The following is a 24,564-nucleotide window of genomic DNA, read 5'->3' on the forward strand; positions in this document are numbered from 1 at the left end:
TTGCTCGCGCTGCGGTCCGACGACCGTGCGGCCCTCCTCCTCGTCGGACTGCGCGGGGACTGGTAGCCCTACTGCTGCGCCCAGGCGGTCCGCCTGGCCCGGTCCCTGCCCCGGCTCGCCGCAGCCGGCACCGAGGTCGTCCTCGCGTCGGTCGAGCCCCCGGAGGTGCAGCTGGCGTTCGACCGCACCTGGCACGTCCCGTTCCGCTGGGCGAGCGATCCGGACGGTGCTCGCCTGGCGAAGCCGCTGGGCGCCTGGGACGAGGACGCCGCCATCTTCCGGCCGGTGGTCGTCGCCGTCGCCCCGGACGGAACCGAGGTTTTCGCCGAGCTCTCCCGCGACTTCACCGACCGCACCGACGACGAACCCTTCCTGACCGCGCTCGAGGGGCTGGGTCTCCCGGCGCTGGAGCAGCCCGCACCGTGGGCACCGGAGGGCGTCGAGCCCCGGCCGTCGAAGCGGGCCTTCACGCCCGCCTCCTTCATCCCCTACTTCCGCGCCATCAAGTTCAACACCCTGGCGCTGGCCGACCGGATGCGTGACGAGCAGGACCGGGACGAGGTGCTGACGGAGCACCGGATGGCCGTCTCGTTCCTCGACGCCTTCGACGACTGGCGCGCCGAGCACCCACCCGGGCGGCAGTAGTCAGGACGACGTCCGCCGGGGGCCGGGCTCCTCCGCCGCCGCGCAGAGGCGCTCGGCACCGGGGACGTCGGAGAACAGCCACGGGTCCAGCGGCTCGGTCCGGCGCACCACGCTCACCGCCCCGGTGCGCTCGAGGACGACGCAGCGCACCTCGGTGAGGTTGCGGATGCCGGCCAGCCGCAGCTTCTGCCGCAGCTCGTCCTCCGCGACGTGGGCGGCCCGCATGTTCTCCCGCAACGGGGTGTCCCCGGCCATGAGCAGGACCGGAGGGCGGTTCATCAGCCGGTCGACCCACCGGCTCTGCCGCAGCCGGGCGAGCGCGGTCTGCGTCGCGAACAGCGTGGCCATGGCGATCGCGCCGGTGAGCAGCGTGGGATCGAGCAGCAGCACGGTGCGGCCGACGACCGCGCCCAGCGCGATCGCGCACCCCAGGTCGAAGCTGGACATGGTGGCGAGGCTGCGCTGCCCCACGAGCCGGACGCAGAGCACCAGCAGCAGGTACATCGCCACGGTGGTCAGGACCACCAGCCCGGCCGTGTCCCAGTCGATCCCCAGCTGGTCACTCATCGGGCCTCCCCGGACGGCGGCGGACGGGTCCGCCCCATTCTCGGGGTGCTGCCGCGGCGCGGCCGTGCAGACGCCGGGCGCACCGGCCCGGGAGGGGCCCCGTCAGGTGCACGGCTCAGTCGGCGAGCGTGCGCAGGATCCGGGCGAGCGCCGCCCGGTCCTCGGGACCCAGGCGGGCGAAGAGCTCCGCGGAGTCGGCGGCCCGGGCGCGCCCGACCTCGCCGCGCACGCGCCGGCCCTCGGGGGTGGGCCGCAGCAGCACCGCCCGGCGGTCGCCGGGGTCCGGGCTGCGCTCGACCAGACCGCGGTCCTGCAGCCCGTCGGCGACCTCGGTCGCCGAGCGCGGTGCGATGTGCAGGGACTCGGCGAGGTCGGAGAGCCGGACGCCGTCGCGCTCACAGACCACCCGGAGCGCCCGGGCCTGGTGCGGCGAGAGGTCCCAGGGGGCGAGGGCGTCCCGCCAGCGACGGCGCTGCGTGCGGGCCACCCGCATCAGCAGGTCGCCCAGCTCGCCGGTCCCGTCGTCCGCCACGGGCGCAGCGTAGCGACGAACGGGGGTAACCGGATCATGAGGCAACCTCAGCAACTCGCCTGGCTCACCGCGTCCGGGTGATGTCCTCGACCCGGACGTAGAAGTCGCCGGCCTCCCGCTGCGCCGCGGCGTCGTGCAGCCGCAGCTCGGAGAGGAGCCGGTCGTCGACCTGCTCGAGGGTCCCGGTGAAGCTCACCGTGTCCCCCGCCTCGACCTCGAACGGGGACCCGGTGGCGTCCGCGGCGGCGACGGTCTGCAGCCGGACGAGGATCGTCCGCCCGGCCTCGGGCCCGACGTAGAACGCCTCGTCCGCCACGACCTCCCGGACCTCGACGGCGTCGCCCTCGACCGGCTCGCCGACGTGCCCGCTCAGGTCGACGTCCGGCGCGAGCGCGTCGAGGTCCCCGACGAGAACGGCGCCCGGAGGCGCGGCGGGCGGGGCGGTGGACGTGCCGGGCACCGCTCCGCCGTCGCGATTGCCGCCGCCGGCCAGCGCCGCGACGAGCCACCAGCCGAGCGCTCCGGTGATCAGGGCGGCCAGCAGCAGCCAGGGCCACAGCAGCCGGCTCTTCTCGCCTGCGGCGGTGGCGCCCGAGGGGCGGGGCTGGGTCATGGGGCGGGGTCCTCGATCGGCGACGGGTGCGTCGCCTCTTCCTTCCCGGTCCGCGCTGCACGGTTGCCCCGATCGGGTGAACGTCACCCGATCGACATGCGGTTAACGACCCCGTGGAACAGCGGCGGAAGAACTGCGGGCACCGCATGGTGAGGTAACCTCAGCAACTGACGACCGGAGAGGTGGCGGACATCAGCGAGATGGCGATGGGCGGCGGCCGCGGCGGTGGCCCGGGCGGGGGTGGCGGCGGCAACGCCGGGCGCAGACCCGACCCGGCCGACCGCGCCCAGCTCGAGCGCTCCCCCGTCCGCTGGAGCCGCGTGGCCGCGCTGTTCCGCCCCTACCGGTGGCAGCTGGCCGTGGTGGTCGCGCTGATCGTGACCTCCTCGGCCGTCGCGCTGGCCACCCCGTTCCTCATCCGGCTGGTCATCGACGAGGCGATCCCCGAGCAGGACGTCCCGCTGCTGCTCTGGGCCGTCGGCGGGATGCTCGCGGTCACGGTGGTGACGGCGGTCTTCGGCGTCGTCCAGACCTGGCTGTCCACCACCGTGGGCCAGCGGGTCATGCACCGCCTGCGGACGGCGGTCTTCACCCACCTGCAGCGCCAGTCGCTGGGCTTCTTCACCCGCACCAAGGGCGGCGAGGTCCAGTCCCGGCTGATGAACGACATCGGCGGGATGCAGTCGGTGGTCACCTCGACCGCGACGTCGTTCGCCTCCAACGCCACCACGGTCATCGGCACCGTGGTCGCCATGGCGGTGCTCAGCTGGCGGCTGTCCCTGCTGTCGCTGGTCGTGCTGCCACCGGCGGTCTGGCTCACCCGCCGGGTCGCCCGCATGCGCCGCGCCATCACCGCCCAGCGCCAGCGGCACCTGGCCGATCTCCACTCGCAGGTCGAGGAGGGGCTGAGCGTCAGCGGCGTCCTGCTGGGCAAGACCCTGGGCGCGGGGCCGGCGCAGTCGCAGCGGTTCGCCGGGACGTCGGAGTTCCTGGTCGACCTGGAGGTGCGCTCGCAGCTGGCCGGGCGCTGGCGGATGGCGACGATGAGCATCGTCTTCGCCGGCATCCCGGCGCTGATCTACCTGGCCGCGGGCCTGCCGGCGACGTCGGGCGGCATGACCATCGGCACCCTCGTCGCCTTCACCACGCTGCAGGGCGCGCTGTTCCGCCCGCTGATGCAGCTGCTGGACATCGGCGTCTCGCTGACCGCCTCGATGGCGCTGTTCAGCCGGGTGTTCGAGTACCTCGACCTGCCCGTCGACATCGCCGACCCCGCCGACCCGGTCCCGCTCGGCGCCGGCTCCGCGCGGGGTGAGGTGCGCTTCGAGCACGTCGGCTTCCGCTACCCCGACGGCGTCCGGCCCGCGCTGACCGACGTCGACGTCACCGTGCCGGCCGGCTCGACGCTGGCGCTGGTCGGCGAGACCGGCTCGGGTAAGAGCACGCTGGCCTCGCTGGTGGCCCGGCTCAACGACCCCACCACCGGGCGGGTGCTGATCGACGGGATCGACGTCCGGCGGGTGACGCTGGCCGACCTCGCCCGCGTCGTCGGCGTCGTCTCCCAGGAGACCTATCTGCTGCACGGCACCGTCCGGGAGAACCTCCTGCACGCCCGGCCCGGCGCCACCGACGCCGAGCTGGTCGACGCCGCCCGCCGCGCCCAGGTGCACCAGGTCATCGCCGCGCTGCCCGACGGCTACGACACCGTGGTCGGTGCCCGCGGGCACCGGTTCTCCGGCGGGGAGAAGCAGCGGCTGGCCATCGCCCGCACGCTGCTGCGCGACCCGCGGGTGCTGGTGCTCGACGAGGCGACCAGCGCCCTGGACAACGAGACCGAGCGGGCCGTGCAGGCGGCGCTGGACGAGGCCGGCCGGGGCCGGACGACGATCACCATCGCGCACCGGCTCTCCACCGTGCGGAACGCCGACCGGATCCTGGTCCTCGACGCCGGGCAGGTGGCCGAGCAGGGCACCCACGAAGAGCTCCTGGCCCTCGGTGGCCGGTACGCCCGGCTGGCCGGCATGGCGCAGCGGGACGCCGTCCTGGCCGGCTGACCGCTCGCGACCGCCCGTCCAGCCGCCCGTCCGCCCGTCCGCGAGGTCGGTGCGGGTGCGCGGGGAAGTGACGAGGGCCGCTCCCCGGAATCCGGTCGCACCCGGCCCGGTTGCGCCCGGCATGGACCTGTTCTCCCCCGTGCGGCTCGGTGAGCTCGAGCTCGCCAACCGCGTCGTCATGGCCCCGCTGACCCGGATGCGCTCCGGCCGCGCCGGCATCCCCCGCGACATCGTCGTCGAGCACTACGCGCAGCGCGCCGGAGTCGGCCTCATCATCACCGAGGGCACCTTCCCGAACGACGAGTCCCGCGCCTTCGCCGGCCAGCCGGGCATCGTCACCGACGAGCAGGTCGAGGGCTGGCGGCAGGTCGCCGACGCCGTGCACGCCCGCGGCGGCCGCCTCGTCATGCAGGTCATGCACGGCGGCCGGGTCTCCCACCCCGAGCTCACCGGCACCCGGGTGGTCGCGCCGAGCGCGCTGGCGATCCGGGGCGAGGTGCACGTCGGCGGCGGCGTGAAGAAGGCCTTCCCGGTGCCGCACGCGCTCACCACCGAGGAGGCGCGCGCGACGATCGCCGACTTCGTCGCCGCCTCCGAGCGCGCCGTCGCGGCCGGCCTGGACGGCGTCGAGCTGCACGCGGCGAACGGCTACCTGCTGCACGAGTTCCTGTCGCCGGCGTCCAACCAGCGCGACGACGTCTACGGCGGCAGCCCGGAGAACCGCGCCCGCTTCGTCGTCGAGGTGGCCACCGCCGTGGCCGCGGCGATCGGCGCCGGCCGCGTCGGCATCCGGATCTCGCCGGAGCACAACATCCAGGACGCCCTGGAGACCGACCGCGCGGACGTCCTCGCCACCTACGGCGCGCTCATGGACGGGCTGCGCCCGCTGGGCCTGGCCTACCTCAGCGTGTTGCACGTGGAACCTGCCGGGGACCTGGTGCAGGAGCTGCGCCGCCGGTTCGGCGGGCCGCTGATCGCCAACAGCGGCTTCGGCACCGTGACCACCCGCGCGGAGGCGCTGGCGCTGATCGACGAGTCGCACGCCGAGGCCGTTGCCGTCGGGCGCCCCGTCCTGGCCAACCCCGACCTGGTCGAGCGGTGGCAGGGCGAGCACCCCGAGAACGAGCCCGACCCGCTCACCTTCTACGCGCCCGGACCGGAGGGGTACATCGACTACCCCGTGCTGGCCGCCGCGCGCTGATCCACCGGGTGCGCTCGTCGGAGCCCCTCCCGGGCTCCGACGAGCGCGCCGCCCGCGGCCGCGCTCAGTCCAGGTCGGCCTGCCACAGGTCGGGGCCGAACACCTCGTACTGGATGTCCTTCGCCGGGACGCCCCGGTCGATGAGCGCGCTGCGCAGCGCCTGCATGAACGGCAGCGGGCCGCACAGGTAGTAGACGGCGCCCCACGGCAGCTCGACGTCCTCGAGGCTCATCTGCCCCGCGTGCACGCCGTCGACCGGCAGCGAGCAGTCCGCGCCCTGCTCGAACCAGACGTGCGCCGACGCGTTGGCCAGCTTCCGAACGTCGTCCACGACCTGCTGCCGCAGCGCCCACGAGCTCTCGTCGACGTCGGCGTGCCACAGCCGGACGTCGAGGCCCGAGCCGGCGTGCGCGAGGTGCGAGAGCATCCCGGCCATCGGGGTGATCCCGATGCCGGCGCTGGCGAACACCACCGGGCGCCCGGAGTCGTCGAGGACGACGTCGCCGAACGGGACGGAGAGCTCCAGCCGGTCGCCGACGTCCACGGTGTCGTGCAGCAGGTTGGAGACCTCCCCGTCGGGCTTGTCGCCGCCGTGCACCCGCTTGACGGAGAACTGGCGGTGCTCGCCGTCGTCGGCCCTGGTGAGGCTGTACTGCCGGGGCTGGCGGACGCCGTCGGGCATGACCGGGCGCACCGTCACGTACTGGCCGGGCAGCGAGGTCTTGACCAGCCGGTCGTCGACCCGCCGCACCCGGAAGGTGACGACGTCGTCGGTCTCCTTGGACTTCTCCGCGACCTCCCACGGCCGCCAGACGGTGTCCGCCCGCACGCCGCGGGCGCTGTAGAGGCCGCGTTCCTGGTTGATCAGCGCGTTGGCCATCAGCCAGTAGACCTCGTCCCAGGCGGCGGCCACCTCGGGCGTGACCGCGTCGCCGAGCACGTCGACGATCGCCCAGAACAGGTTGTCGTGCACGACCTGGTACTGCGCGGGCGTGATGCCCAGCGAGGCGTGCTTGTGCGCGATCCGGCTCATCAGGTGCTCGGGCAGTCGGTCGGGGTGGTTGACCAGGGCGCTGGCGAAGACGGCCACCGACCCGGCCAGCGCGACCTGCTGGGTGCCCTCGGCCTGGTTGCCGCGGTTGAACGTGCCGTCGAACAGCTCGGGGTGCTCGCCGAACAGGTGCGCGTAGAACCGCCGGGCGATCTCCTGGATGTTCTCGGCCACCACCGGCAGCGTCGCCTGGATGACGGGTGTGGACCTCTCGGACAGCATGCGGATTCCTTCCCGCTGGTCTCTCGGCGTACTGGTTCCCCGATCCACGTTAGGCACCCGGGGGTGGCGGGGCAGCTCCTGAAGGAGCCCCGATGCGTCGCTTCGCCGCGTCTTCACGGCTCCGCGTACGGAACGGATCCGTGCGATCACCGCCGGGAGTGGAGCCTGATGTCTGCGCAGGGAGGGTGGTCCCCGCGGGACGACGCGGGCCCCGACCTGCAGCAGGTGCAGCTGGCGCACGCCTTCGTCGAGGCGGTCGACGCCCTGCTGTGCATCATCGACGCCGAGGGCCGCATCGTGCTCAGCAACCCGGCCCTGCAGCGCTTCACCGGCCACGACGGCGAAGCGCTGCGGGGGCGGCGGTTCGTCGACGTGTGGGTGGTCCCGGACGACGTCCCGTACGCGGAGGACGCCGTGCGGCGGGCGATGGCCAGCGGCACGGCCAACCCGCAGGAGGCCGACTGGATCGACGCCCGGGGCGAGCTGCGCCGGGTGACCATGCGCAACACCGTCCTGTTCGACGATGACGGGCGGCCCTACGGGATCGCCTGCGTCGGTCTCGACGTCACCGACGACCGGGCCCGCGAGGCCCGGCTGCACGAGCAGACGCGGACCGACCTGCTCACCGGCGTCGCCAACCGGGGGGCGCTGTTCGACGTGCTCGGGACCTGGCTCGCGGCGGGGGGCTGCGGGGTCCTCTTCTGCGACCTCGACGAGTTCAAGGCGGTCAACGACCGGTACGGGCACGGAGTGGGCGACCGGCTGCTCGCCGAGGCGGCCGCCCGCCTGGTCGAGGTGACCGGCGCCGAGCACCTGGTGGCGCGGTTCGGCGGCGACGAGTTCGTCATCCTCTGCCCCCGGGGCAGCGAGGCGGAGCTCGCCGAGCTCTCCCGCCGCGTGGTCGCCCGGCTGGGCGTGCCGTTCCCCGGGCCGTCCGGGCCGCTGGTGATCGGGATGAGCGTGGGCGCGACCGTGGGGCGCCCGGGGGAGGAGGCCGACGACGTGATCGCCCGCGCCGACCGCGCCATGTACGGGGCGAAGAGCTCCCAGCGGCGGCGGACGGCACGCCCCTCCTGAGTCCCCGGTGCTCAGTAGGCGACGGTGAACCGCGCCCGGCGGTGCGCCGGCCGCTCGATCTCGTCGACCAGGGCGAGGGCGAAGTCGGCCCCGCCGATGAACGACTCGCCCTGCTCGTCGGTCAGCAGCACGTCGTCGCCCACCCGGTAGGTGCCCTGCGGCTCGCCGGGCGCGAAGGCGCCGAAGGCCGCCGGCGGGCAGACGTAGAACCAGTCCAGCGTGCCGGTGGCCCGCAGGTCGTCCAGGGCGTCGGCCATCTCCAGGCTCTCCGGGCGGTACTCGGCCGGGAACCCGTCGGTGTCGAACAGCCGCGGTCCGCCCTCGGTGACGTGCAGCGACCCGGCGCCCCCGACGACGCCCAGGCGGACGCCGGCCCGCTCGGCCTCGGCGGCCAGCGCGGCGATGCCGCCGCGCACGGAGCCGGCCATGTCCCCGCGCGGGGCGACGGCGACCACGACGACGTCGGACGCCTCGAGCGCGGCGCGCCGGGTGTCCTCGTCCAGCAGCGACCCCGCGACGTACTCGACGCCGTCGACCCGCTGCTCGGGGAGGCTACGGCTGTAGGAGGTGACCGCGTGACCCCGTCGGGCCGCCTCGGCGACGAGTGCGCCTCCCGCGTAACCGGTTCCGCCGAACACGCCGATCCGTGCCATGTCGATGCCTCCGTGCCGCTCGTCTCGATGCTTCCGGGCGGATAACCGGCTCGAGTGGTTGAGCATTCCACTACCGGGCGTTCCACCGCGCGCTGGCGGTCCCCGGTCCCGGCGGGAAGTGTGTCCGTGGTCTCATCGGGGCAGGCGGCGATCGCCGGTGCGACGACGGGGAGGTTTCATGGCCGAGGTCCACGGCAGGTGCGACGAGCGGTTCGCCGGGGTGCGGGAGGCGCTGGCGGAGCAGCTGGACGGCGAGGAGCTCGGCGCGTCGATCGCCGTCGACCTGGGCGGCGAGACCGTCGTCGATCTCTGGGGCGGCTACCGCGACGAGGCGCGCACCCAGCCCTGGTCGGAGCACACGATCGTCAACGTCTGGTCCACGACCAAGTGCGTGCTGGCGCTGTCGGCGCTGCTGCTGGTGGAGCGGGGCGAGCTCGACCTCTACGCGCCGGTGGGCGACTACTGGCCGGAGTTCTGCGCCAAGGGGAAGAAGGACGTCCAGGTGCGGCACCTGCTGTCGCACACCTCCGGCGTCTCCGGCTGGGAGCAGCCGTTCTCCATCCGCGACATGTACGACTGGACCTCGGCCACCGAGCGGCTGGCCCAGCAGCGGCCGTGGTGGGAGCCGGGCACCGCGTCGGGCTACCACGCCAACAACCAGGGGCACCTGGTCGGCGAGGTCATCCGGCGGATCACGAACACGACGTTCAAGAAGTTCGTCGCCGACAACGTCGCCGACCCGCTGGGGGCGGACTTCCAGATCGGGGCGCGGGAGTCGGAGGTCTCCCGGATCGCGCCGGTGGTGCCCCCGCCGCGTCCCGACGTCGACCCGCGCACGCTGGACGCCGAGTCGGTGAGCGTGAAGACCTTCACCGGGCCGACGGCGTCGGCGAAGGCGGCGAACTCGGCGCCGTGGCGGGCCGCCGACCTGGGCGCGCTCAACGGGCACTCGAACGCGCGCGGCGTGATGACGGCGCTGCGGGTCCTGTCGCTCGGCGGCGAGGTCGGCGGGATGCGGCTGCTGTCCCCGGAGACGGTCGAGATGGTGTTCGACCAGCAGGCCGACGGCGTGGACCTGGTGCTGGGGGAGCCGTTCCGGTGGGGGATGGGCTTCTGCCTGGGCTCACCGGTCGTGCCCTACGTGCCGTCGGGCCGGACCTTCTTCTGGGGCGGCTGGGGTGGCTCGCTGGTCGTGCTGGACCTCGACCGCGGCCTGACGATCAGCTACATGATGAACAAGATGGGCGCCGGGCTGATCGGCTCGCCGCGCAGCGAGGCGTACGTCCGCGCCGTCTACGACGCCCTGGGCTGACGCGGGAGGGCCCCCGGACGACGTCGGGGGCCCTCCGCAGCTCAGCGTTGCGCGGGAACCAGTTCCTGCTCGGCCGGGGGCGCCGACGTGGCGCGCTCGAGGGCGGCGCCCCTCGATGTCGAGTCGGGCAGGGCCCGGTCCAGCCAGCGCGGCAGCCACCAGGCGGCCGTGCCGAGCAGGGGCACGACCGCCGGCACGATCGCCATGCGGACGACGAAGGCGTCGACCAGCACGCCGAAGGCGAGCGCGAAGCCGATGCTCTCGATGGTCGCGTCGTGGCCGAGGACGAAGCCGCCGAACACCGACCCATGATCAGCGCCGCCGCGAGGCCTGACCGCCGCAGGATCCATGCGTGCCCGCCGGCGCTGCGGGAAAGGTAGCCGCCGTGGATCTCGACGACGTCCTGCCGCGGCCGGAGCACGTGACCCGGCAGGCGCGGTGGATCGCGGCTCCGCCGTCGGTGGTCTGGGACGCGCTGCACGGGGTGCGGCTGTCCGGGCTACCGGTGACGCTGGCGCTCGGCGCCGCCCGGTTCCTGCCGGTGGTGCTCTCCGGCCGGGGGCTGGGCCAACTGCACGACCGGCCGTTCCTCGACGCCCTGCCGGTGCCGCTCCTGGGCTCCGAGGCGCCGTCGTCGGTGGTGTACGGGGGCGCGCTGCAGGCCTGGCGGCCGGCCGGCGGCGACGACGGGCCGGCGCTCGACGCGCACGCGTTCCGCCGGTTCACCCAGCGCGGCTGGGTGAAGGCCGCGATGGACTTCCGGCTGACGCCCCGGGACGGCGGCACGGAGCTGAGCTCGGAGACCCGGGTGATGTCGACCGACGCCGCGACCCGGCGGCGGTTCGACCGCTACTGGCGGGTGATCCGGCCGGGCAGCTCGGCGATCCGCTGGGAGGTGCTGACGGCGGTCGAGCTGCGGGCCACCGGCCGCCTGCCCTGAGCGCCCGACCTCGTCGACGTTGTGCGCTGGCGCCGAGGTCCGGGGCGTAGAACCGCGCATCAGCGCACATCGCTGAAGGGTGGAGGTCAGCGGGGCAGCGGGCCGTGCCCCGGCTCGCTGCCGCCGTCGCTGTTCGCCGTCCGCACCCGTGCCGGCGGCGATGCCGGCGGTCGAGCTGACCGCGCACCTCGCGGGCCCGGTGCCCGGCCCGGGGCGTGGGTGCGGGTCGACCAGCGGACCGTGTGGTGCCACGCCGACGTGGCGATCGACGGCGTCGAGCTGCGGAACGAGGACGGTTCGCTCGTCGCCCGCGGGCGGCAGACCCGGCGGTTGCTCGGCGCCTAGCCAGGTGTACCCGGCGGCGGCTCAGCCCTTGGTGCCGTGCGCGGCGACGGAGAGCGGCTCCCAGCCGCGCCACTCGGCCAGCCGGGACTCGTAGTCGCGGGTGGCGATCGCCAGCGGGCCGTCGCCGAAGAAGATCCGCAGCGGCGGGTTCTTCGCGTCGACGAGCTGGAGCACCGCCTCGCGCGTGGCGAGCGGGTTGCCCGGGTTGCCGGCGCGGGCCTTCCGCTGCTCGGCGGCCTTCTCGCGGAAGGCGTCGTAGGCCGGCTCCGGGGTGGCGTGCCTGGCCGAGGTGCCGCCCCAGTCGGTGGAGTAGGCGCCGGGCTCGATGATCGTCACCTTGATGCCGAAGTCGGCGACCTCCGCGGCCAGCGACTGGCTGAAGCCCTCGAGCGCCCACTTCGAGGCGTTGTAGATGCCGATGTTCGGGAACGCGCTGATCCCGCCGATGCTGCTGACCTGCAGGATGTGCCCCGACCCCTGGGCGCGCAGGTACGGCAACGCGGCCTGGGTGACGAACAGGGCGCCGAAGACGTTGGTGTCGAACTGGGCGCGGGCCTCGGCTTCGCTGATCTCCTCGACCATGCCGAACTGGCCGTAGCCGGCGTTGTTGACGACGACGTCCAGCGAGCCGAAGCGGTCGTGCGCCTCCCGCACGGCCGCGAAGACGGCGTCGCGGTCGTCCACGTCGAGCTGGATCGGCAGGACCTTGTCGCCGAACTGCTGCACCAGGCCGTCGAGGCTGGCCGTGTCCCGGGCGGTGGCGGCGACGTCGTCACCGCGCTCCAGCGCAGCGATCGACCACTCGCGGCCGAAGCCGCGGGATGCACCGGTGATGAACCAGGTCCTGGGCATGCGGAGATCTCCTTCGTCGGGCGTCCGCGCTCGTCAGCGCCTCGTGTCCCGGTCCTGTTCCCCGCGCCCGCCGGCGGGGGCGGTGACCGACGCCACCGCCCCGGCCCGCACCGTTACGCCCGGCGGCCCATGCGGTAGCCGACCAGGACGCCGATCAGGGTCAGCACGGCGCCGCCGACGGCGCCCAGCGCGAGCGTCTGCACGTCGCCGGGCGTTCCCGCCGGAACGCCGGCCTTGCCGGCGAAGACCGCCGGCGCGGCAGCGGGAGCAGCGGCGGCCGGCTCCCCGGGAGCGGCCGGGGCCGCCGTCGAGCTCACCGCAGCGGCCGACGGAGCGGCGGCCGCCGGCACCGCGGCGCCGGTCAGCTCGCCGTCGATCGCCTTGAAGAACTGGCCGGCCATCCGCTTGGCGACACCGGTGATCATCCGCTGGCCCACGCCTGCGACCGGTCCGCCGATGACGGCGTCGGCCGAGTAGGTCAGGTTGGTCGTGCCCTCGTCGGCCGGCGCCAGGGTGATCGTCACCTGAGCGCGTGCGTTGCCCGGCGCACCGGCGCCCGACGCGTGCATGACGTACGACGTCGGGTGCTGCTTGTCGGCCAGGCGGACCTCGCCCGCGTACGTCCCCTTGATGGCGCCGACGCCGACGGAGACGTTCATCTTGTACTCGTCGTCGCCGACCTGCTCGAGCGTCTCGCAGCCCGGGATCGTCCGCGCCAGCACGGCCGGGTCGGTGATCACGGCCCACACCTGCTCGGGGTCGCCGTGCAGAACCGCAGAGCCGTCGAGCTTCACGCCATCACTCCAGTCCCCGCGCGGCGCTGCGCCGCGGCGGTCATCTCCGACGAGTCGTTCCGAACCAGGTCGTACAGCTCCGTGGGCGAGATCGGCATCGAGGCGATCCGCCGTCCCACCGCGTCCTCGATCGCCGAGGCGATCGCCGCCGTCCCCGGGATGACGCCGGCCTCGCCGGCGCCCTTGATGCCCAGCGGGTTCAGCGGCGACGGCGTCTGTTGGTGGTCGATGTCGATGTCCGGGACCTCCGACGCGTACGGCATCAGGAAGTCCATGAACGAGGCGTTCTGCAGCTGCCCGTCGGGGTCGTAGGCCATCCGCTCGTACAGCGCCCCGCCCACGCCCTGGGCGACGCCGCCCTGCACCTGGCCCTCGACGATCATCGGGTTCACCACGTTGCCGCAGTCGTGCACCACCGCGTACTTCGCGATCTCGATCTCCCACGTCGCCGGGTCGATCTCCACGATCGCCGCGTGCGCCCCGGAGGCGAACGTCGACCGGATCGGCGAGTAGTAGTCGCGGTGCTCCAGCCCCGGCGCGTCACCGGGCGCCACCGGCGGCTTCGAGTCGTCGCCCGCCCCGGCGAACTGCGTCGCCTGCTTGGCCGCCTCGTCGAAGGCGTACCGCAGCGGGTTCGACAGCACCGCCACCGTGCGCAGGGGGATCGACGTGCCGGGCACGCCCTTCACCTGGACCACGCCCTCCTCGATCTCCAGGTCCTCGGGGGCGGCCTCCAGTGCCTCGGCCGCGATCCGCAGCGCCTTCTCCTTCACGCCGCGGGCGGCCAGCGCGATCGCGTTGCCGCTCATCACCGCGGCCCGGGAGGCGAACGTGCCGACGGCGTAGCCGAAGCGCCGGGTGTCGCCGGTGGTCACCTCGACGTCCTCGATCGGCACCCCGAGCTCGGAGGCGACGATCTGCGCGAACGCCGTCTCGTGCCCCTGCCCCTGCGAGGTCAGGCCGGTCGAGACCAGCACCTTGCCGCTGCCGAGCACCTGCACGTGCCCGCCCTCGTACGGGCCGGGCCCGGTGCCCTCCACGTACATCGCCATCCCGATGCCGAGCAGCTTCCCCCGCGCCGCCGCCTCGTTCCGCAGTCGGTCGGCCTCCGACCAGCCGACCAGCGTCTTCAGCTTGTCGAGCAGCCCCGGGTAGTCGCCCGAGTCGTAGATGACCGGCCGGCCGTCCTGGAACGTCAGGTGGTGGTCGTAGGGGAACTGGTCGGGCTGGATCAGGTTCCGCTCCCGGACGACGGCCCGGTCGAGCCCGAGCTCGTCGGCGATGCGGTCCATCGTCCGCTCCATCGCATAGCAGGCCTGCGGCCGCCCGGCGCCGCGGTACGGCGTCACGATGACGGTGTTGGTGTAGACGCTGTCCACGCGCACCCGGTAGACCGGCAGCGCGTACGGGCCGACCAGCTGCGTGGCGGTGATGATCGGGACGATGATCCCGTAGGGGGTGTACGCGCCGTTGTCGTGCAGCACGTGGACGTCGAGCGCAGTGATCCGGCCGTCGTCGTCGTACCCGACGGTGATCTCCTGGCGCTGCTGCCGCTCGTGCGCCGAGGAGATGAAGTGCTCGCGGCGGTCCTCGACCCACTTCACCTCGGCACCCAGCGCGATCGCCGCCATCGGCACCAGCAGCTCCTCCGGCCACGGGTGCATGATCTTCACGCCGAAGCCGCCGCCCACGTCGGGGGCGACGACCTCGACCGTGTCCACCGACAGCTCCAGCTTCGCCGCGATCGCCGCGCGCACCGACGTCGACGCCTGGGTGCTCGTGTAGACCCGCAGCGACCGGTCGTCGGCGTCCCAGCGCGCGTGCACGCCCTTGCCCTCCATCGGCATGGACGCGCTGCGCTCGATGTACTGCGTGAAGCTCAGCGTGCGCGGCGACGCGGCCAGCACCGGCTCGACGTCGCCGGTCTCCTGGTGGTGCCGGGCCGCCACGTTGTCGGGGACGTCGTCGTGCACGGTGGCCGCCGCCTCGTGCGCGGCGTCGACCCCGACGACCACCGGCAGCTCCTCGTAGCTGACGACGATCCGTTCGGCGGCGTCCTCGGCCACGTACCGGTCGGTGGCCACCACCATGACGACCGCCTCGCCGACGTGGTTCACCTCGCCGTTGGCCAGCGGGAAACCGGTGCGCGGGGAGTGCAGCTGCGGGTGCGGGATGAGCACCGGCATCGGCTCGGCCATCGGGCCGGTGAGGTCCTCGTAGGTGTAGATGGCGACCAGGCCCTCGACCTCGAGGGCGGCGTCGACGTCGATGTCGGTGACGCGGGCGTGCGCGTGCGGGCTGCGCACGAAGGCGGCGGCGAGCGCCTTCGACCCGATGTCGTCGAGGTAGCGGCCCTTGCCGGTGATGAGCCGGGCGTCCTCGCGCCGGCGGACCGGCTCCCCGAACAGCTTCGTCGTCACCGCTGGCCCTCCGTTCCCCGGGTGCTCGCGGAGGAGTGCGGTGGGTTTCCGCGGAAAAGCGTCATCAGGCGTCGTCCTTCATCGCGGCGGCGGCGTGGTGCACGGCCTTCTTGATGTTGGCGTAGCCGGTGCACCGGCAGAGGTTGCCGCTGACCATCTCGTCGACCTCCTCCTCGGAGACCTCCACCGAGTTGTCCCGGCCCTCGAGCCCCGCGGCGATCGTCATCATGAAGCCCGGCGTGCAGAACCCGCACTGCAGGGCGTGGCACTCGCGGAAGGCCTCCTGCACCGGGTGCAGCACCTGGCCGCCCTGGTGGTCCTCGCGCGCCAGCCCCTCGACGGTGCGCACCTCCGCCCCGTCCACCTGGACGGCGAGCATCAGGCACGAGCGCACCGGGGCGCCGTCGACGATCACCGTGCAGGCCCCGCACACGCCGTGCTCGCAGCCGACGTGGGTGCCGGTCAGCCCGAGCTCGTTGCGCAGCGCGTCGGACAGCAGCCGGCGCACCGGGACGGTGGCTTCACGTGGAACACCGTTCACCGTGACGGTGATCCTCCGCTCCGTGTCGACACTGGTCATGCGGCCCTCCCAGCGGCCTCGGCGGCAGCCTCGGCCAGAGTGCGTTCGGTCAGCACGCCGACCAGCAGGCGCCGGTAGTCGGCGCTGGCGTGGATGTCGGTGTCCGGGTCGACCAGGGTGCGCGCCAGTGCTCCGGCGGCGGCCCAGTCGGCCTTCTCCACCGGCGACCCGGCGACGGCCTCGGTCAGGTCGTGCACCTCGGGGGTCAAGCCCACCGAGACGTAGGAGGCGCGGACGGATGCCACGCGCCGGTCGGCGTCCAGCGTGACGACGACGCCGGCGCCGCAGACGGCGTAGTCGCCCTTGCGCCGGGCGACCTCCTGGAACGCGGTCCCGGAGCGCGCCGGCAGCGCCGGGAAGAAGGCGGAGGTGACGACGGCGGGGCCGGCGATCGACGTCTCCAGCGGGCCGACGAAGAAGTCGCGCCAGCCCACGGTCTCGGTTCCCGCGGCGCTCGCCACCGTGACCGTGCCGTCGGTGAGCGCGAGCACCGACGTCATCTCGCCCGACGGGTCGGCGTGCGCGATCGAGCCGACGGTGGTGCCGCGGTTGCGGATCGCCGGGTGCGCGACGTTCGCCGTCGCCCGCGCCAGCAGCGGCTGGACCCGGGCGGCGCCGTCGTCGTGCAGGAGCGCGTGGTGGCGGACCAGCGCGCCCACGGTGACGCCGTCGTCGGTGACGTCGACGGCGTCGAGGCCGGGGACGCCGTTGATGTCGACCAGCGTGGCCGGCGCCGCGAGGCGCATCGAGAGCAGCGGCAGGAGCGACTGGCCCCCGGCGAGCACCTTGGCGCCCTCCTCGGCGAGCACCTCGAGTGCTTCGTCCAGGGAGCCTGGGTCTGCGTATCGGAAGGGGGCGGGCTTCACCGGCTGCGGTCACCTCCGTGCGAGCGGCTGCGGTGAACTCACTCTGTCACCGGCCGGAGGCGGGCGAAAGTACCTCAGCGCTAAAACTTCGGCGGGTTGCCGACGGCCGTCCGGAACGGCCCGGAGCCGGTACCGCGCGGTCCCGGCGATCCGACCCCGGACGCACGCCGTCCCCGGGCCCGGACGGGGTCGGGAGACCTCGTCCGGACGCCGGGGACGGCGGGGTGCGGTGCAGCGGTCGGGCTACCGGTTGTGCGAGTCCCGGCCGGGGGTGGAGCCGCCGAGCACGCCGGGGCGGCCGACCTCGTCCACCGACGACGGGTCCGCGGACACGTCGTCGCCGGGCCCGTGGCCGAGCGTGCTGCCGGTCGCGGGGTGGGTGCCCTCGCGGAGCAGCGCGGCCTTCATGTCGGCCGGGGCGAGCCAGCGGGCCAGGTGCCATGCCACCACCGCGACGATCGAGCCCAGCGCGATGCCGTTGAGCACGTAGTCGTCGGAGAAGACCAGGGTCACGTTGCCGATCCCGATGATGATCCCGGCGGCCAGCGGCACCAGGTTGATCGGGTTGGCGAAGTCGACCCGGTTCTCCTTCCAGATCTTGGCGCCCAGCAGGCCGATCATCCCGTAGAGGACGACCGTGATGCCGCCGAGCACGCCACCCGGCACGATGTTGATCAGTGCGCCGAACTTGGGGATCAGACCCAGCAGGATCGCCACGAGCGCGGCCACGTAGTAGGCGGCGGTCGAGTAGACGCGGGTCGCGGCCATGACGCCGATGTTCTCGGCGTAGGTGGTCGTCGGCGAGCCGCCGACCGAGGTGGCGACCACGGTCGCGAAGCCGTCGGCGAAGACCGCGCGGCCCATGACGGGGTCGAGATCGCGCTTGGTCATCTCGGCGACCGCCTTGACGTGACCGGCGTTCTCCGCGACCAGGGCGATGACGGCCGGGATCACCAGCAGGCTGAAGTTGATCGAGAACGACGGTGCGGTGAAGTCCGGCAGACCGAACCAGTCCGCCGCGCCGACGGACTCGAAGTTGATCCGGTCGCGGGTGGACACCGCGCCGGTGCCGTCGACCGAGGTGATCTGGCCGGCCGTCGCGTCCAGCAGGATCGACAGCAGGTAGCCGAAGATCAGCCCCAGCAGGATCGAGATGCGGGCGATGAAGCCGCGCAGCGCCAGCGAGGCGACGATGACGAAGGTCATCGTGGCCAGCGCGACCCACTGGTCCTGCGGCCAGTAGACCCCGGCCGCCACCGGGGCCAGGTTGAAGCCGATCAGCATGACCACCGCGCCGGTCACGGCCGGCGGCAGCACCCTGTTGATGACGCCGAGGCCGGAGAAGTGGATCACCAGGCCGACGAGCGCGAGCACCACGCCGGCGACCAGCAGGGCGCCGACGACGTCGCTGGAGTCACCGCCGTTGGCCCGGATCGCGGCCACGCCGCCGACGAAGGCGGCGCTGGTGCCCAGGTAGCTCGGTACCTGGTTCTTGACGATCAGCAGGAAGATGATCGTCGCGATACCGCTCATCATGATCGCCAGGTTGGGGTCCAGCCCCATGACGATCGGGAAGACGAACGTCGCCCCGAACATCGCGACGACGTGCTGCGCCCCGATGCCGGCCGTGCGCGGCCAGGAGAGGCGTTCGTCAGGGGCGACGGCCTCTCCCAGCGGGGGGGTCTTGCCGTCCCCGTAGAGCTTCCACCCGAACGCCATGAGTGCCTCCTCGACGTGCACGTGCGATTCGTGCCGGTGCTGGTCGACAGGGATGTCGGCGCAGCGAGAGGCGTCAATGTGGCACGGCTCGCACCGTGGGCGGAAGTACCTCAGTGCTAAATCGTTATTGCGGGGAGATGTCGATACTTCACCGCTGAGAGATCTGTCGGTACCGTGCCGAGGATGAGCCCCTCAGCCCCCTCCGGTGGAGATGCCGCGGTCTCGGTCCAGCTGCGATCCGGGGTGTACGCAGACTCGGTCCGGCTGATGCAGGTGAGCCGCCGCATCGGGGCCCGCGACGGCGTCTCCGCCGTCCTCGTCGCCATGGCGACGCCGCTCAACCTGGAGCTCGCCGCCAGCATGGGCCTGGCCCCGGACGGCGCGACCTCGCCCGAGCAGCTGCTGATCGCCGTCCGCGCCGATGACGACGCTGCGCTGGCCGACGCGCTCGCCGACGTCGACGCCGCGCTCGCCGAGCGGGAGCGCTCCACCGGCACCGCCACCGCCGTCGCCCACCGCACGGTCGGCGCGGGCCTCGACGAGCTGGCGCCCGAGTCGCCGGCCCTGGCCATCGTGAGCGTCCCCGGCCAGTACGCCGTCGCCGAGGCGGCCGACGCCGTCGCCGCCGGGCGCAGCGTGCTGGTGTTCTCCGACGGCGTCCCGGTCGAGCACGAGGTCGCGCTCAAGCGCGCCGCGCACGACGCCGGTGTGCTCGTCATGGGCCCCGACTGCGGCACGGCGATCGTCTCCGGCGTCGCCCTCGGCTTCGCCAACGTCGTCCGCCCCGGCCCGGTCGGGCTGGTCGCCGCCTCGGGCACCGGTGCCCAGCAGGTGTCCTGCCTGCTGGACATGGCCGGGGTCGGCGTCTCGCACGTGCTCGGTGTGGGCGGCCGCGACCTCTCGGAGGCCGTGGGCGGTCTGGCCACCCTGGACGCGCTCGCCGCGCTGGACGCCGACCCCGCCACCGAGCGGGTGCTGGTGGTCTCCAAGCCCCCGGCGCCGTCGGTGGCCGCCGCGGTCACGTCGTTCGCCGAGGGGCTGTCCGTCCCGGTCCGCACCGCCGCGCTGTCCGTGGAGACGCCCGACCTCACCGCCGCCGTCGAGGCGCTGCTCACCGACATGGGGCTCGACGTCCCGGTGTGGCCGTCGCGCCCCGGGCCCGCCGAGGCGGCCGTCCCCGGCGCGGTGCTCAAGGGCCTCTACTCCGGCGGCACGCTCGCCGACGAGGCGATGCTGCTGGCCGCCCCGGCGCTCGGCGGCATCCGCTCGAACACGCCGCTGGAGCCCGGGCTCGACATCGGTACGGACCTGTCCGCCTCCGGTCACCTGGTCATCGACTTCGGCGACGACGCCCTCACCGTGGGCCGCGCGCACCCGATGATCGACCCGACGCTGCGGCTGGAGGCCATCGCCGGCCTGGCGGCCTCCGACGAGCCCGCCGTCCTGCTGCTCGACGTCGTCCTCGGGTACGGGGCCGACCCCGATCCGGCCGGGGCCCTGGTCCCGGCGCTGCAGACCGCCCGCGAGCAGCGCGCGCTGCCCGTCGTCGTGGCGCTGATCGGCACCGAGGGCGACCCGCAGGGCTGGTCGAGCCAGGCCGATGCCCTCGCTGCCGCCGGCGCCGCCGTCTTCTCCTCCAACGCCGCCGCCACGCGGTACGCCCTCAGCCTCCTCGGAGCGGCCTCGTGACGTCTCCAGCCTCCAACGCCGCCGCCACGCGGTACGCCCTCGACCTGCTGGGAGCCAGCGCATGACCCTCGGGAACCTGCTCACCGGCCCGCCGTCCATCGTGGCCGCCGGGGTCGACGTCTTCTCCGATGCGCTGCGCGCGCAGGGCGCCGAGGTGGCCGACGTCGACTGGCGGCCGCCGGGCTTCGGCGACCCGGCCGACCTCGCCGCGCTCGCGCTGGACGCCCGCCGCGCGTCGGCCAACCGCACCGCCGTCGAGCGGCTGCTCGCCGCCGGCTCGGTGCTGGTCGACGTCCGGCCGGCCCGCGAGGTCATCGGCCTGCCGGACCGGATGCTGCTGCACTCCGGCCCGCCGCTGACCTGGGAGGCCGCCTCCGGTCCGATGCGCGGCGCGCTGATCGGCGCCTGCCTGTTCGAGGGCTGGGCGGCCGACGTCGAGGAGGCGGAGATCCTGCTCTCCACCGGCGCCGTCACCCTCGACCCCTGCCACCACCACCGCACGGTCGGCCCGATGGCGGGGGTGACCTCGCCGTCCATGTGGATGTGGTGCCTGGAGGACCCGGTCACCGGCGGGCAGGCCTTCTGCAACCTCAACGAGGGCCTGGGCAAGGTGCTGCGGATGGGTGCCTTCAACGAGGAGGTGCAGGCCCGGCTGCGCTGGATGCGCGACGTGCTGGGCCCGGTGCTGTCGAAGGCGGTGCGCGGCTCGATCGACGCCGGCAAGGACCCGCTCGACGCGAAGGCGATCCTCGCCCAGATGCTGCAGATGGGCGACGAGGGGCACAACCGCAACCGCGCCGGCTCCCTGATGGCGCTGCGCGAGCTCTCGCCGTCGATCGTCGCCGTCGAGGGCGTGCCGTCGTCGGACATCGCCGAGGTGCTGCGCTTCATCGGCGGCAACGAGCACTTCTTCCTCAACCTCGGCATGCCGACGGCGAAGCTCGCGCTCGACGCCGCCCGCGACGTCCCCGGCTCTACGATGCTCACCGTGATGTCGCGCAACGGCACGGAGTTCGGCATCCAGACCGCCGGCACCGGCGACCGCTGGTTCACCGGCCCGGCCAACACCCCGGTCGGCCTGTTCCTCGGCGACTACGGCCCGGACGACGCCAACCCCGACATCGGCGACTCCGCGATCATGGAGACCTACGGCATCGGCGGCTTCGCCATGGCCGCGGCCCCGGCGATCGTCCGGTTCGTCGGCGGCACCGTCCCCGACGCCCTGGCGACGACGGAGCGCATGTACCAGCTGACGCTCACCGAGAACCCGGCGATGGCGATCCCGATCATGGGCTTCCGCGGCTCGCCGACCGGCATCGACGTGCTGAAGGTGGCCCGCACCGGCTGGCTGCCGCAGATCAACACCGGCATGGCCGGGCGGGTCGCCGGCACCGGCCAGGTCGGCGCCGGCCTGGTCCAGCCGCCGCAGGAGTGCTTCGAGCAGGCGCTCGCCGCGCTCGCCGAGGAGGCCCGCACCGCCTGACGGCGTCGAGGGCGGCGGGCGGGGCCGGCGGCGGCTCGCCCACCGCTCAGAGCAGCCCGCGGGCGCGCAGCGAGCGCAGTTCGGTGAAGACGTGCCGGCGGATCAGGTCCTGGGTCCGCTCGGGCATGTCGACGAAGCGGAAGCAGAGCTCCGCGCGGTCGTCCTGCCGCGGGACCCGCCGGGTGATCTCCCCGCGGCAGGGCACCTCGGTCTGGTCCAGGCAGAGGACCAGGGGGAGGACGGCGCCGACGCGCAGCGGCTCCTCCTTCCCCGGCCGGGCCCCCTCCTGCTCGCCCGCACCCTCGGCGGGCGCCTCGACCGGCTCCTCCACCGGCTGTGCCGGGGACGGCCCGTTGCGAATCCCGGCGAGCGATCCGAACAGCGCTCGCATCCCGCCCTCGCTGACATCGAGCGTCGAGCCGTGCAGCGGCTCCGCGCCGACGGTCATCCGCACCTGCAGGCTGAGCGGCGCCCGCACCGACGACCTGCGCTGACCGCGGGTGGCGGGCCCGGTGGGACGCAGCCGCCACTGCGGGGGATCGAGCTGCGTCGCGATCAGCTCCGTCGGCCGGGACCGCATCTCCTCGGGACCGCGCCAGACGACCTCGACGTGCTCGCCGGCCTCGAGCCGGACCCGCCGCCTCGACCGGTCCTCCCCGACCGTCACCACGAAGTCGGCGCCCTCAGCGGCCTCGACCCAGCTCAGCAGGACGTCGCCCCGGCTGGTGACCAGCAGGTCCACCACCGTCGCCGGCTCCGGGAAGTCGATCCCCGCGGTCTCCGCCACTCGTGTTCCCACCTGTTCCAGAACCCGTTCGTCTTGGTCGGGGGCAGGCTAGCGGTGCGGCGTCCGGCCGGGAGGTAGAAACGCTGGTCCGAGCCGGCGTGTCGGGTGTGACCCGGGTCTGCTGCCGCAGCGACCGCAGCCGCCCGACCTGCCGCCGGACAGCTGGTTCGCGCTGAGTCAGGCGGCGGCGAGCAGGTCGTCGACGGCGGTGACGAGCGTGGCCCGCGCCGCCTGCGAGTCGGCGAGGTAGCCGGCCACCATCGCGCCGTCGCGGAAGACCACCGTCGCCTGATCCCGGCACCAATCCGGTAGTGCCCAATCCGCCTGTGGCACGCGCAGGTGCGAGGATGCGCACAGCACGAACGAACGGCTGCCCCCACGGCGGCGTGGCGCGTGCCGGGCCGTGGGGAGAGCAGCGCTGAACAGGCACCTGGCGGAACTGATCCCTGGCGGGCCCCGGACGGAGCTCCAGCGGATGGTCCTGGAGCACGACTGGGGAACCACGGCGCTCGGCCCCCAGGCGGACTGGTCGCCGACGCTCCGGACGGCGGTCAGCAGCACGCTGAACTCGCGCTTCCCGTTCCTGCTCATGTGGGGCCCGGAGCTCGTCATGATCTACAACGACGACTACGCCCCCATGCTCGGTGCGCGGCACCCCGCCGCCCTGGGCCGCTCGGCGCGGGAGGTCTGGTCCGACATCTGGGCCGCCCTCGACCCCATGGTCGCCGAGGTGATGGCCGGGCGGCCCACGTACTCCGAGGACCTGCTCCTGGTCATGACGCGGCACGGTTTCGAGGAGGAGACCTACTTCTCCTTCTCGTTCAGCCCCGTGGTCGAGCCGGGCGGGCAGGTGGTGGGGCTGCTGGACACGGTCGTCGAGACCACCCACCGCGTGCTCGCGGCCCGGCGGCTCGGCGTCCTGCAGCGGCTGGGCAGCCTGCCGCGGGCCTCGCACGGGGACACGGCGGAAGCGGTGTCCACCGCGCTCGGGGTGCTCGCCGACGCCCGGACCGACTGCCCGTTCGGGCTCGTCTACCTCGCCGACGACGCCGGGATCCCGCGGTTCGTCGCCGGGCAGGGCCTGGGCGTGCACGGGGACCTGGCCACCAGCGCCATCCCCGCGAACGTCGCCCGGGTGATGGCGACCGGCGAGCCGCAGACGGTCACCGGGCTCGCCGCCGTCCTGCCGGGGCTGTCCACCGCCGGGGCGAGCCCCGCCGGGCAGGCCGAGGTCGACACCGCCGTCGCCCTGCCGCTGGCCGCCGCCGGCGCCGAGCAGCCGATCGGCGCCCTGGTCCTGGGCGTGAGCCCGCACCTCCCGCTCGACCACGACTACCGCGTCTTCCTGGCGCTGGCCGCGGGGCAGGTCGCCGCGGCGGTCGCCGACGCGCAGGCGGTCGCCGCCGAGCGCCGCCGGGCGGAGGAGCGGGCGCGGTCCGATCGCGCGCGGGCCCAGTTCTTCACCGGCGTCGCCGTCACGCTGCAGCGCGCCGTCCTCGGGCCGACCGCGCTCCCCGACGGCTTCGCCGTCCACTACGAACCCGCCACCGGCACGCTGGAGGTCGGCGGCGACTGGTACGACGTGGTGGACCTCCCCGACGGCGGCTACGGCGTGGTGGTGGGCGACGTCGTCGGTCGCGGCCTGCCCGCCGCGGCGGTGATGGGCCAGCTGCGCAGCGCCGGCCGGGCGCTGCTGCTGGAGAGCCGGTCGCCCGCCCACGTGCTGTCGGCTCTCGACCGCTTCGCCGCGCTGGTTCCCGGTGCGGCGGTGAGCACCGTGCTCTGCGCCGTCATCGATCCCCGCGGGGGCCGGCTCTGCTACAGCAGCGCCGGGCACCCACCGGCGGTGCTCGTCGAGGACGACGGTGCCGTCCGGCTGCTGGAGGACGGGCGCGGACTCCCGCTCGCCGTGGCGGAGGGGTGCGCGCGCCCCGAGACCGAGGTGGCGCTGCCCGCCGGTGCCACGCTGCTGCTCTACACCGACGGCCTGGTCGAGCGGCGGGACGAGGCGCTGGACGAAGGGATCGACCGGGCCGCGGCGGCGCTGGTCGAGGGGCGGCACCTGGGCCCGGCCGAGCTGAAGGTGCGGCTCACCGAGCAGTTGCTCGGCGACGCGCCGGACGACGACGTCGCCTTCGTCCTGTTCCACCGCAGCTGAGGCC

Annotated in this window: 22 protein-coding genes and 1 pseudogene; 10 read left to right on the forward strand and 13 right to left on the reverse strand. The window is 73.9% G+C overall.

Features of this window, described 5'->3' with window-relative positions; genetic code table 11:
- Positions 1-78 precede the first annotated feature (78 nt).
- Positions 79-645: pseudogene (locus ACI790_RS07510) on the forward strand (peroxiredoxin family protein); the annotation flags it as partial.
- Here ACI790_RS07510 and ACI790_RS07515 read toward each other — a convergent pair.
- The 3 genes from ACI790_RS07515 to ACI790_RS07525 all read right to left on the reverse strand — a co-directional run bounded on the left by ACI790_RS07515 (position 646) and on the right by ACI790_RS07525 (position 2,357).
- The gene (locus ACI790_RS07515; protein WP_456569166.1) at positions 646-1,212 is read right to left on the reverse strand and encodes a DUF421 domain-containing protein; all 567 of its coding nucleotides are present in this window, start codon (positions 1,210-1,212) and stop codon (positions 646-648) included.
- 115 nt (positions 1,213-1,327) lie between these two features.
- A complete protein-coding gene (locus tag ACI790_RS07520; protein WP_456569167.1) occupies positions 1,328-1,744 on the reverse strand; it encodes a MarR family winged helix-turn-helix transcriptional regulator in 417 nt (138 codons plus the stop codon).
- A gap of 64 nt (positions 1,745-1,808) precedes the next feature.
- Positions 1,809-2,357, reverse strand: a complete 549-nt coding sequence (locus ACI790_RS07525; protein ID WP_456569168.1) for a hypothetical protein — start codon at positions 2,355-2,357, stop codon at positions 1,809-1,811.
- 182 nt (positions 2,358-2,539) lie between these two features.
- On the opposite strand from ACI790_RS07525, the gene ACI790_RS07530 reads away from it, so the two are divergent.
- Positions 2,540-4,411: an ABC transporter ATP-binding protein gene (locus tag ACI790_RS07530; RefSeq protein ID WP_456569169.1), complete on the forward strand. Its 1,872-nt coding sequence runs from the start codon at positions 2,540-2,542 to the stop codon at positions 4,409-4,411.
- Between the two features lie 121 nt (positions 4,412-4,532).
- Entirely contained in the window at positions 4,533-5,612 is a 1,080-nt protein-coding gene (locus ACI790_RS07535) for an alkene reductase (RefSeq protein WP_456569170.1), read from the forward strand.
- A 64-nt stretch (positions 5,613-5,676) separates the two neighbouring features.
- Here the strand turns inward: ACI790_RS07535 and ACI790_RS07540 are convergent, their stop codons facing one another.
- Complete coding sequence (locus ACI790_RS07540) at positions 5,677-6,885, reverse strand: globin domain-containing protein (RefSeq protein WP_456569171.1); 1,209 nt, start codon at positions 6,883-6,885, stop codon at positions 5,677-5,679.
- A gap of 168 nt (positions 6,886-7,053) precedes the next feature.
- Here ACI790_RS07540 and ACI790_RS07545 point away from each other — a divergent pair, with 168 nt between their 5' ends.
- On the forward strand, positions 7,054-7,962 hold the full coding sequence (locus tag ACI790_RS07545; RefSeq protein ID WP_456569172.1) for a GGDEF domain-containing protein: 909 nt from the start codon (positions 7,054-7,056) through the stop codon (positions 7,960-7,962).
- Between the two features lie 11 nt (positions 7,963-7,973).
- Here the strand turns inward: ACI790_RS07545 and ACI790_RS07550 are convergent, their stop codons facing one another.
- Positions 7,974-8,615, reverse strand: a complete 642-nt coding sequence (locus tag ACI790_RS07550) for an NAD(P)-dependent oxidoreductase (RefSeq protein ID WP_456569173.1) — start codon at positions 8,613-8,615, stop codon at positions 7,974-7,976.
- A 178-nt stretch (positions 8,616-8,793) separates the two neighbouring features.
- On the opposite strand from ACI790_RS07550, the gene ACI790_RS07555 reads away from it, so the two are divergent.
- The gene (locus ACI790_RS07555; RefSeq protein ID WP_456569174.1) at positions 8,794-9,927 is read left to right on the forward strand and encodes a serine hydrolase domain-containing protein; all 1,134 of its coding nucleotides are present in this window, start codon (positions 8,794-8,796) and stop codon (positions 9,925-9,927) included.
- Between the two features lie 41 nt (positions 9,928-9,968).
- Here ACI790_RS07555 and ACI790_RS07560 read toward each other — a convergent pair whose 3' ends face one another.
- Positions 9,969-10,229, reverse strand: a complete 261-nt coding sequence (locus tag ACI790_RS07560) for an MMPL family transporter (protein ID WP_456569175.1) — start codon at positions 10,227-10,229, stop codon at positions 9,969-9,971.
- Positions 10,230-10,312: 83 nt separating this feature from the next.
- Between ACI790_RS07560 and ACI790_RS07565 the strand changes: the two genes are divergently transcribed.
- Both ACI790_RS07565 and ACI790_RS07570 read left to right on the forward strand, forming a co-directional pair.
- Positions 10,313-10,867, forward strand: a complete 555-nt coding sequence (locus ACI790_RS07565; protein ID WP_456569176.1) for a hypothetical protein — start codon at positions 10,313-10,315, stop codon at positions 10,865-10,867.
- 219 nt (positions 10,868-11,086) lie between these two features.
- Entirely contained in the window at positions 11,087-11,212 is a 126-nt protein-coding gene (locus ACI790_RS07570; protein ID WP_456569177.1) for a hypothetical protein, read from the forward strand.
- 21 nt (positions 11,213-11,233) lie between these two features.
- On the opposite strand, the gene ACI790_RS07575 is transcribed toward ACI790_RS07570, so the two are convergent.
- The 6 genes from ACI790_RS07575 to ACI790_RS07600 form a co-directional block, all read right to left on the reverse strand.
- Positions 11,234-12,064, reverse strand: coding sequence for an SDR family oxidoreductase (locus tag ACI790_RS07575; protein ID WP_456569178.1), 831 nt, complete (start codon positions 12,062-12,064; stop codon positions 11,234-11,236).
- Between the two features lie 113 nt (positions 12,065-12,177).
- Positions 12,178-12,858 carry a CoxG family protein gene (locus tag ACI790_RS07580; RefSeq protein ID WP_456569179.1) on the reverse strand — a complete coding sequence of 227 codons (681 nt, stop codon included), beginning with the start codon at positions 12,856-12,858 and terminating at the stop codon, positions 12,178-12,180.
- Entirely contained in the window at positions 12,855-15,278 is a 2,424-nt protein-coding gene (gene cutA / locus ACI790_RS07585) for an aerobic carbon-monoxide dehydrogenase large subunit (RefSeq protein WP_456569180.1), read from the reverse strand. The genes ACI790_RS07580 and cutA overlap by 4 nt, the downstream gene beginning before the upstream one ends.
- Before the next feature lie 64 nt (positions 15,279-15,342).
- Positions 15,343-15,858, reverse strand: coding sequence for a (2Fe-2S)-binding protein (locus ACI790_RS07590; RefSeq protein WP_456569181.1), 516 nt, complete (start codon positions 15,856-15,858; stop codon positions 15,343-15,345).
- On the reverse strand, positions 15,855-16,724 hold the full coding sequence (locus ACI790_RS07595) for an FAD binding domain-containing protein (protein ID WP_456569182.1): 870 nt from the start codon (positions 16,722-16,724) through the stop codon (positions 15,855-15,857). The genes ACI790_RS07590 and ACI790_RS07595 overlap by 4 nt, the downstream gene beginning before the upstream one ends.
- 243 nt (positions 16,725-16,967) lie before the next feature.
- Positions 16,968-18,443 (reverse strand): uracil-xanthine permease family protein, encoded by a 1,476-nt coding sequence (locus ACI790_RS07600; protein ID WP_456569183.1) that lies wholly within the window; start codon positions 18,441-18,443, stop codon positions 16,968-16,970.
- A gap of 183 nt (positions 18,444-18,626) precedes the next feature.
- On the opposite strand from ACI790_RS07600, the gene ACI790_RS07605 reads away from it, so the two are divergent.
- On the forward strand, positions 18,627-20,132 hold the full coding sequence (locus ACI790_RS07605) for an FdrA family protein (protein ID WP_456569184.1): 1,506 nt from the start codon (positions 18,627-18,629) through the stop codon (positions 20,130-20,132).
- Between the two features lie 61 nt (positions 20,133-20,193).
- Positions 20,194-21,615, forward strand: a complete 1,422-nt coding sequence (locus tag ACI790_RS07610) for a DUF1116 domain-containing protein (RefSeq protein WP_456569185.1) — start codon at positions 20,194-20,196, stop codon at positions 21,613-21,615.
- Between the two features lie 46 nt (positions 21,616-21,661).
- On the opposite strand, the gene ACI790_RS07615 is transcribed toward ACI790_RS07610, so the two are convergent.
- Positions 21,662-22,402 (reverse strand): PilZ domain-containing protein, encoded by a 741-nt coding sequence (locus tag ACI790_RS07615; protein ID WP_456569186.1) that lies wholly within the window; start codon positions 22,400-22,402, stop codon positions 21,662-21,664.
- Between the two features lie 475 nt (positions 22,403-22,877).
- On the opposite strand from ACI790_RS07615, the gene ACI790_RS07620 reads away from it, so the two are divergent.
- Complete coding sequence (locus tag ACI790_RS07620; protein ID WP_456569187.1) at positions 22,878-24,560, forward strand: SpoIIE family protein phosphatase; 1,683 nt, start codon at positions 22,878-22,880, stop codon at positions 24,558-24,560.
- The last annotated feature ends 4 nt before the right edge of the window (positions 24,561-24,564 follow it).

The sequence above is a fragment of the Blastococcus sp. SYSU DS0539 genome (assembly GCF_054050855.1).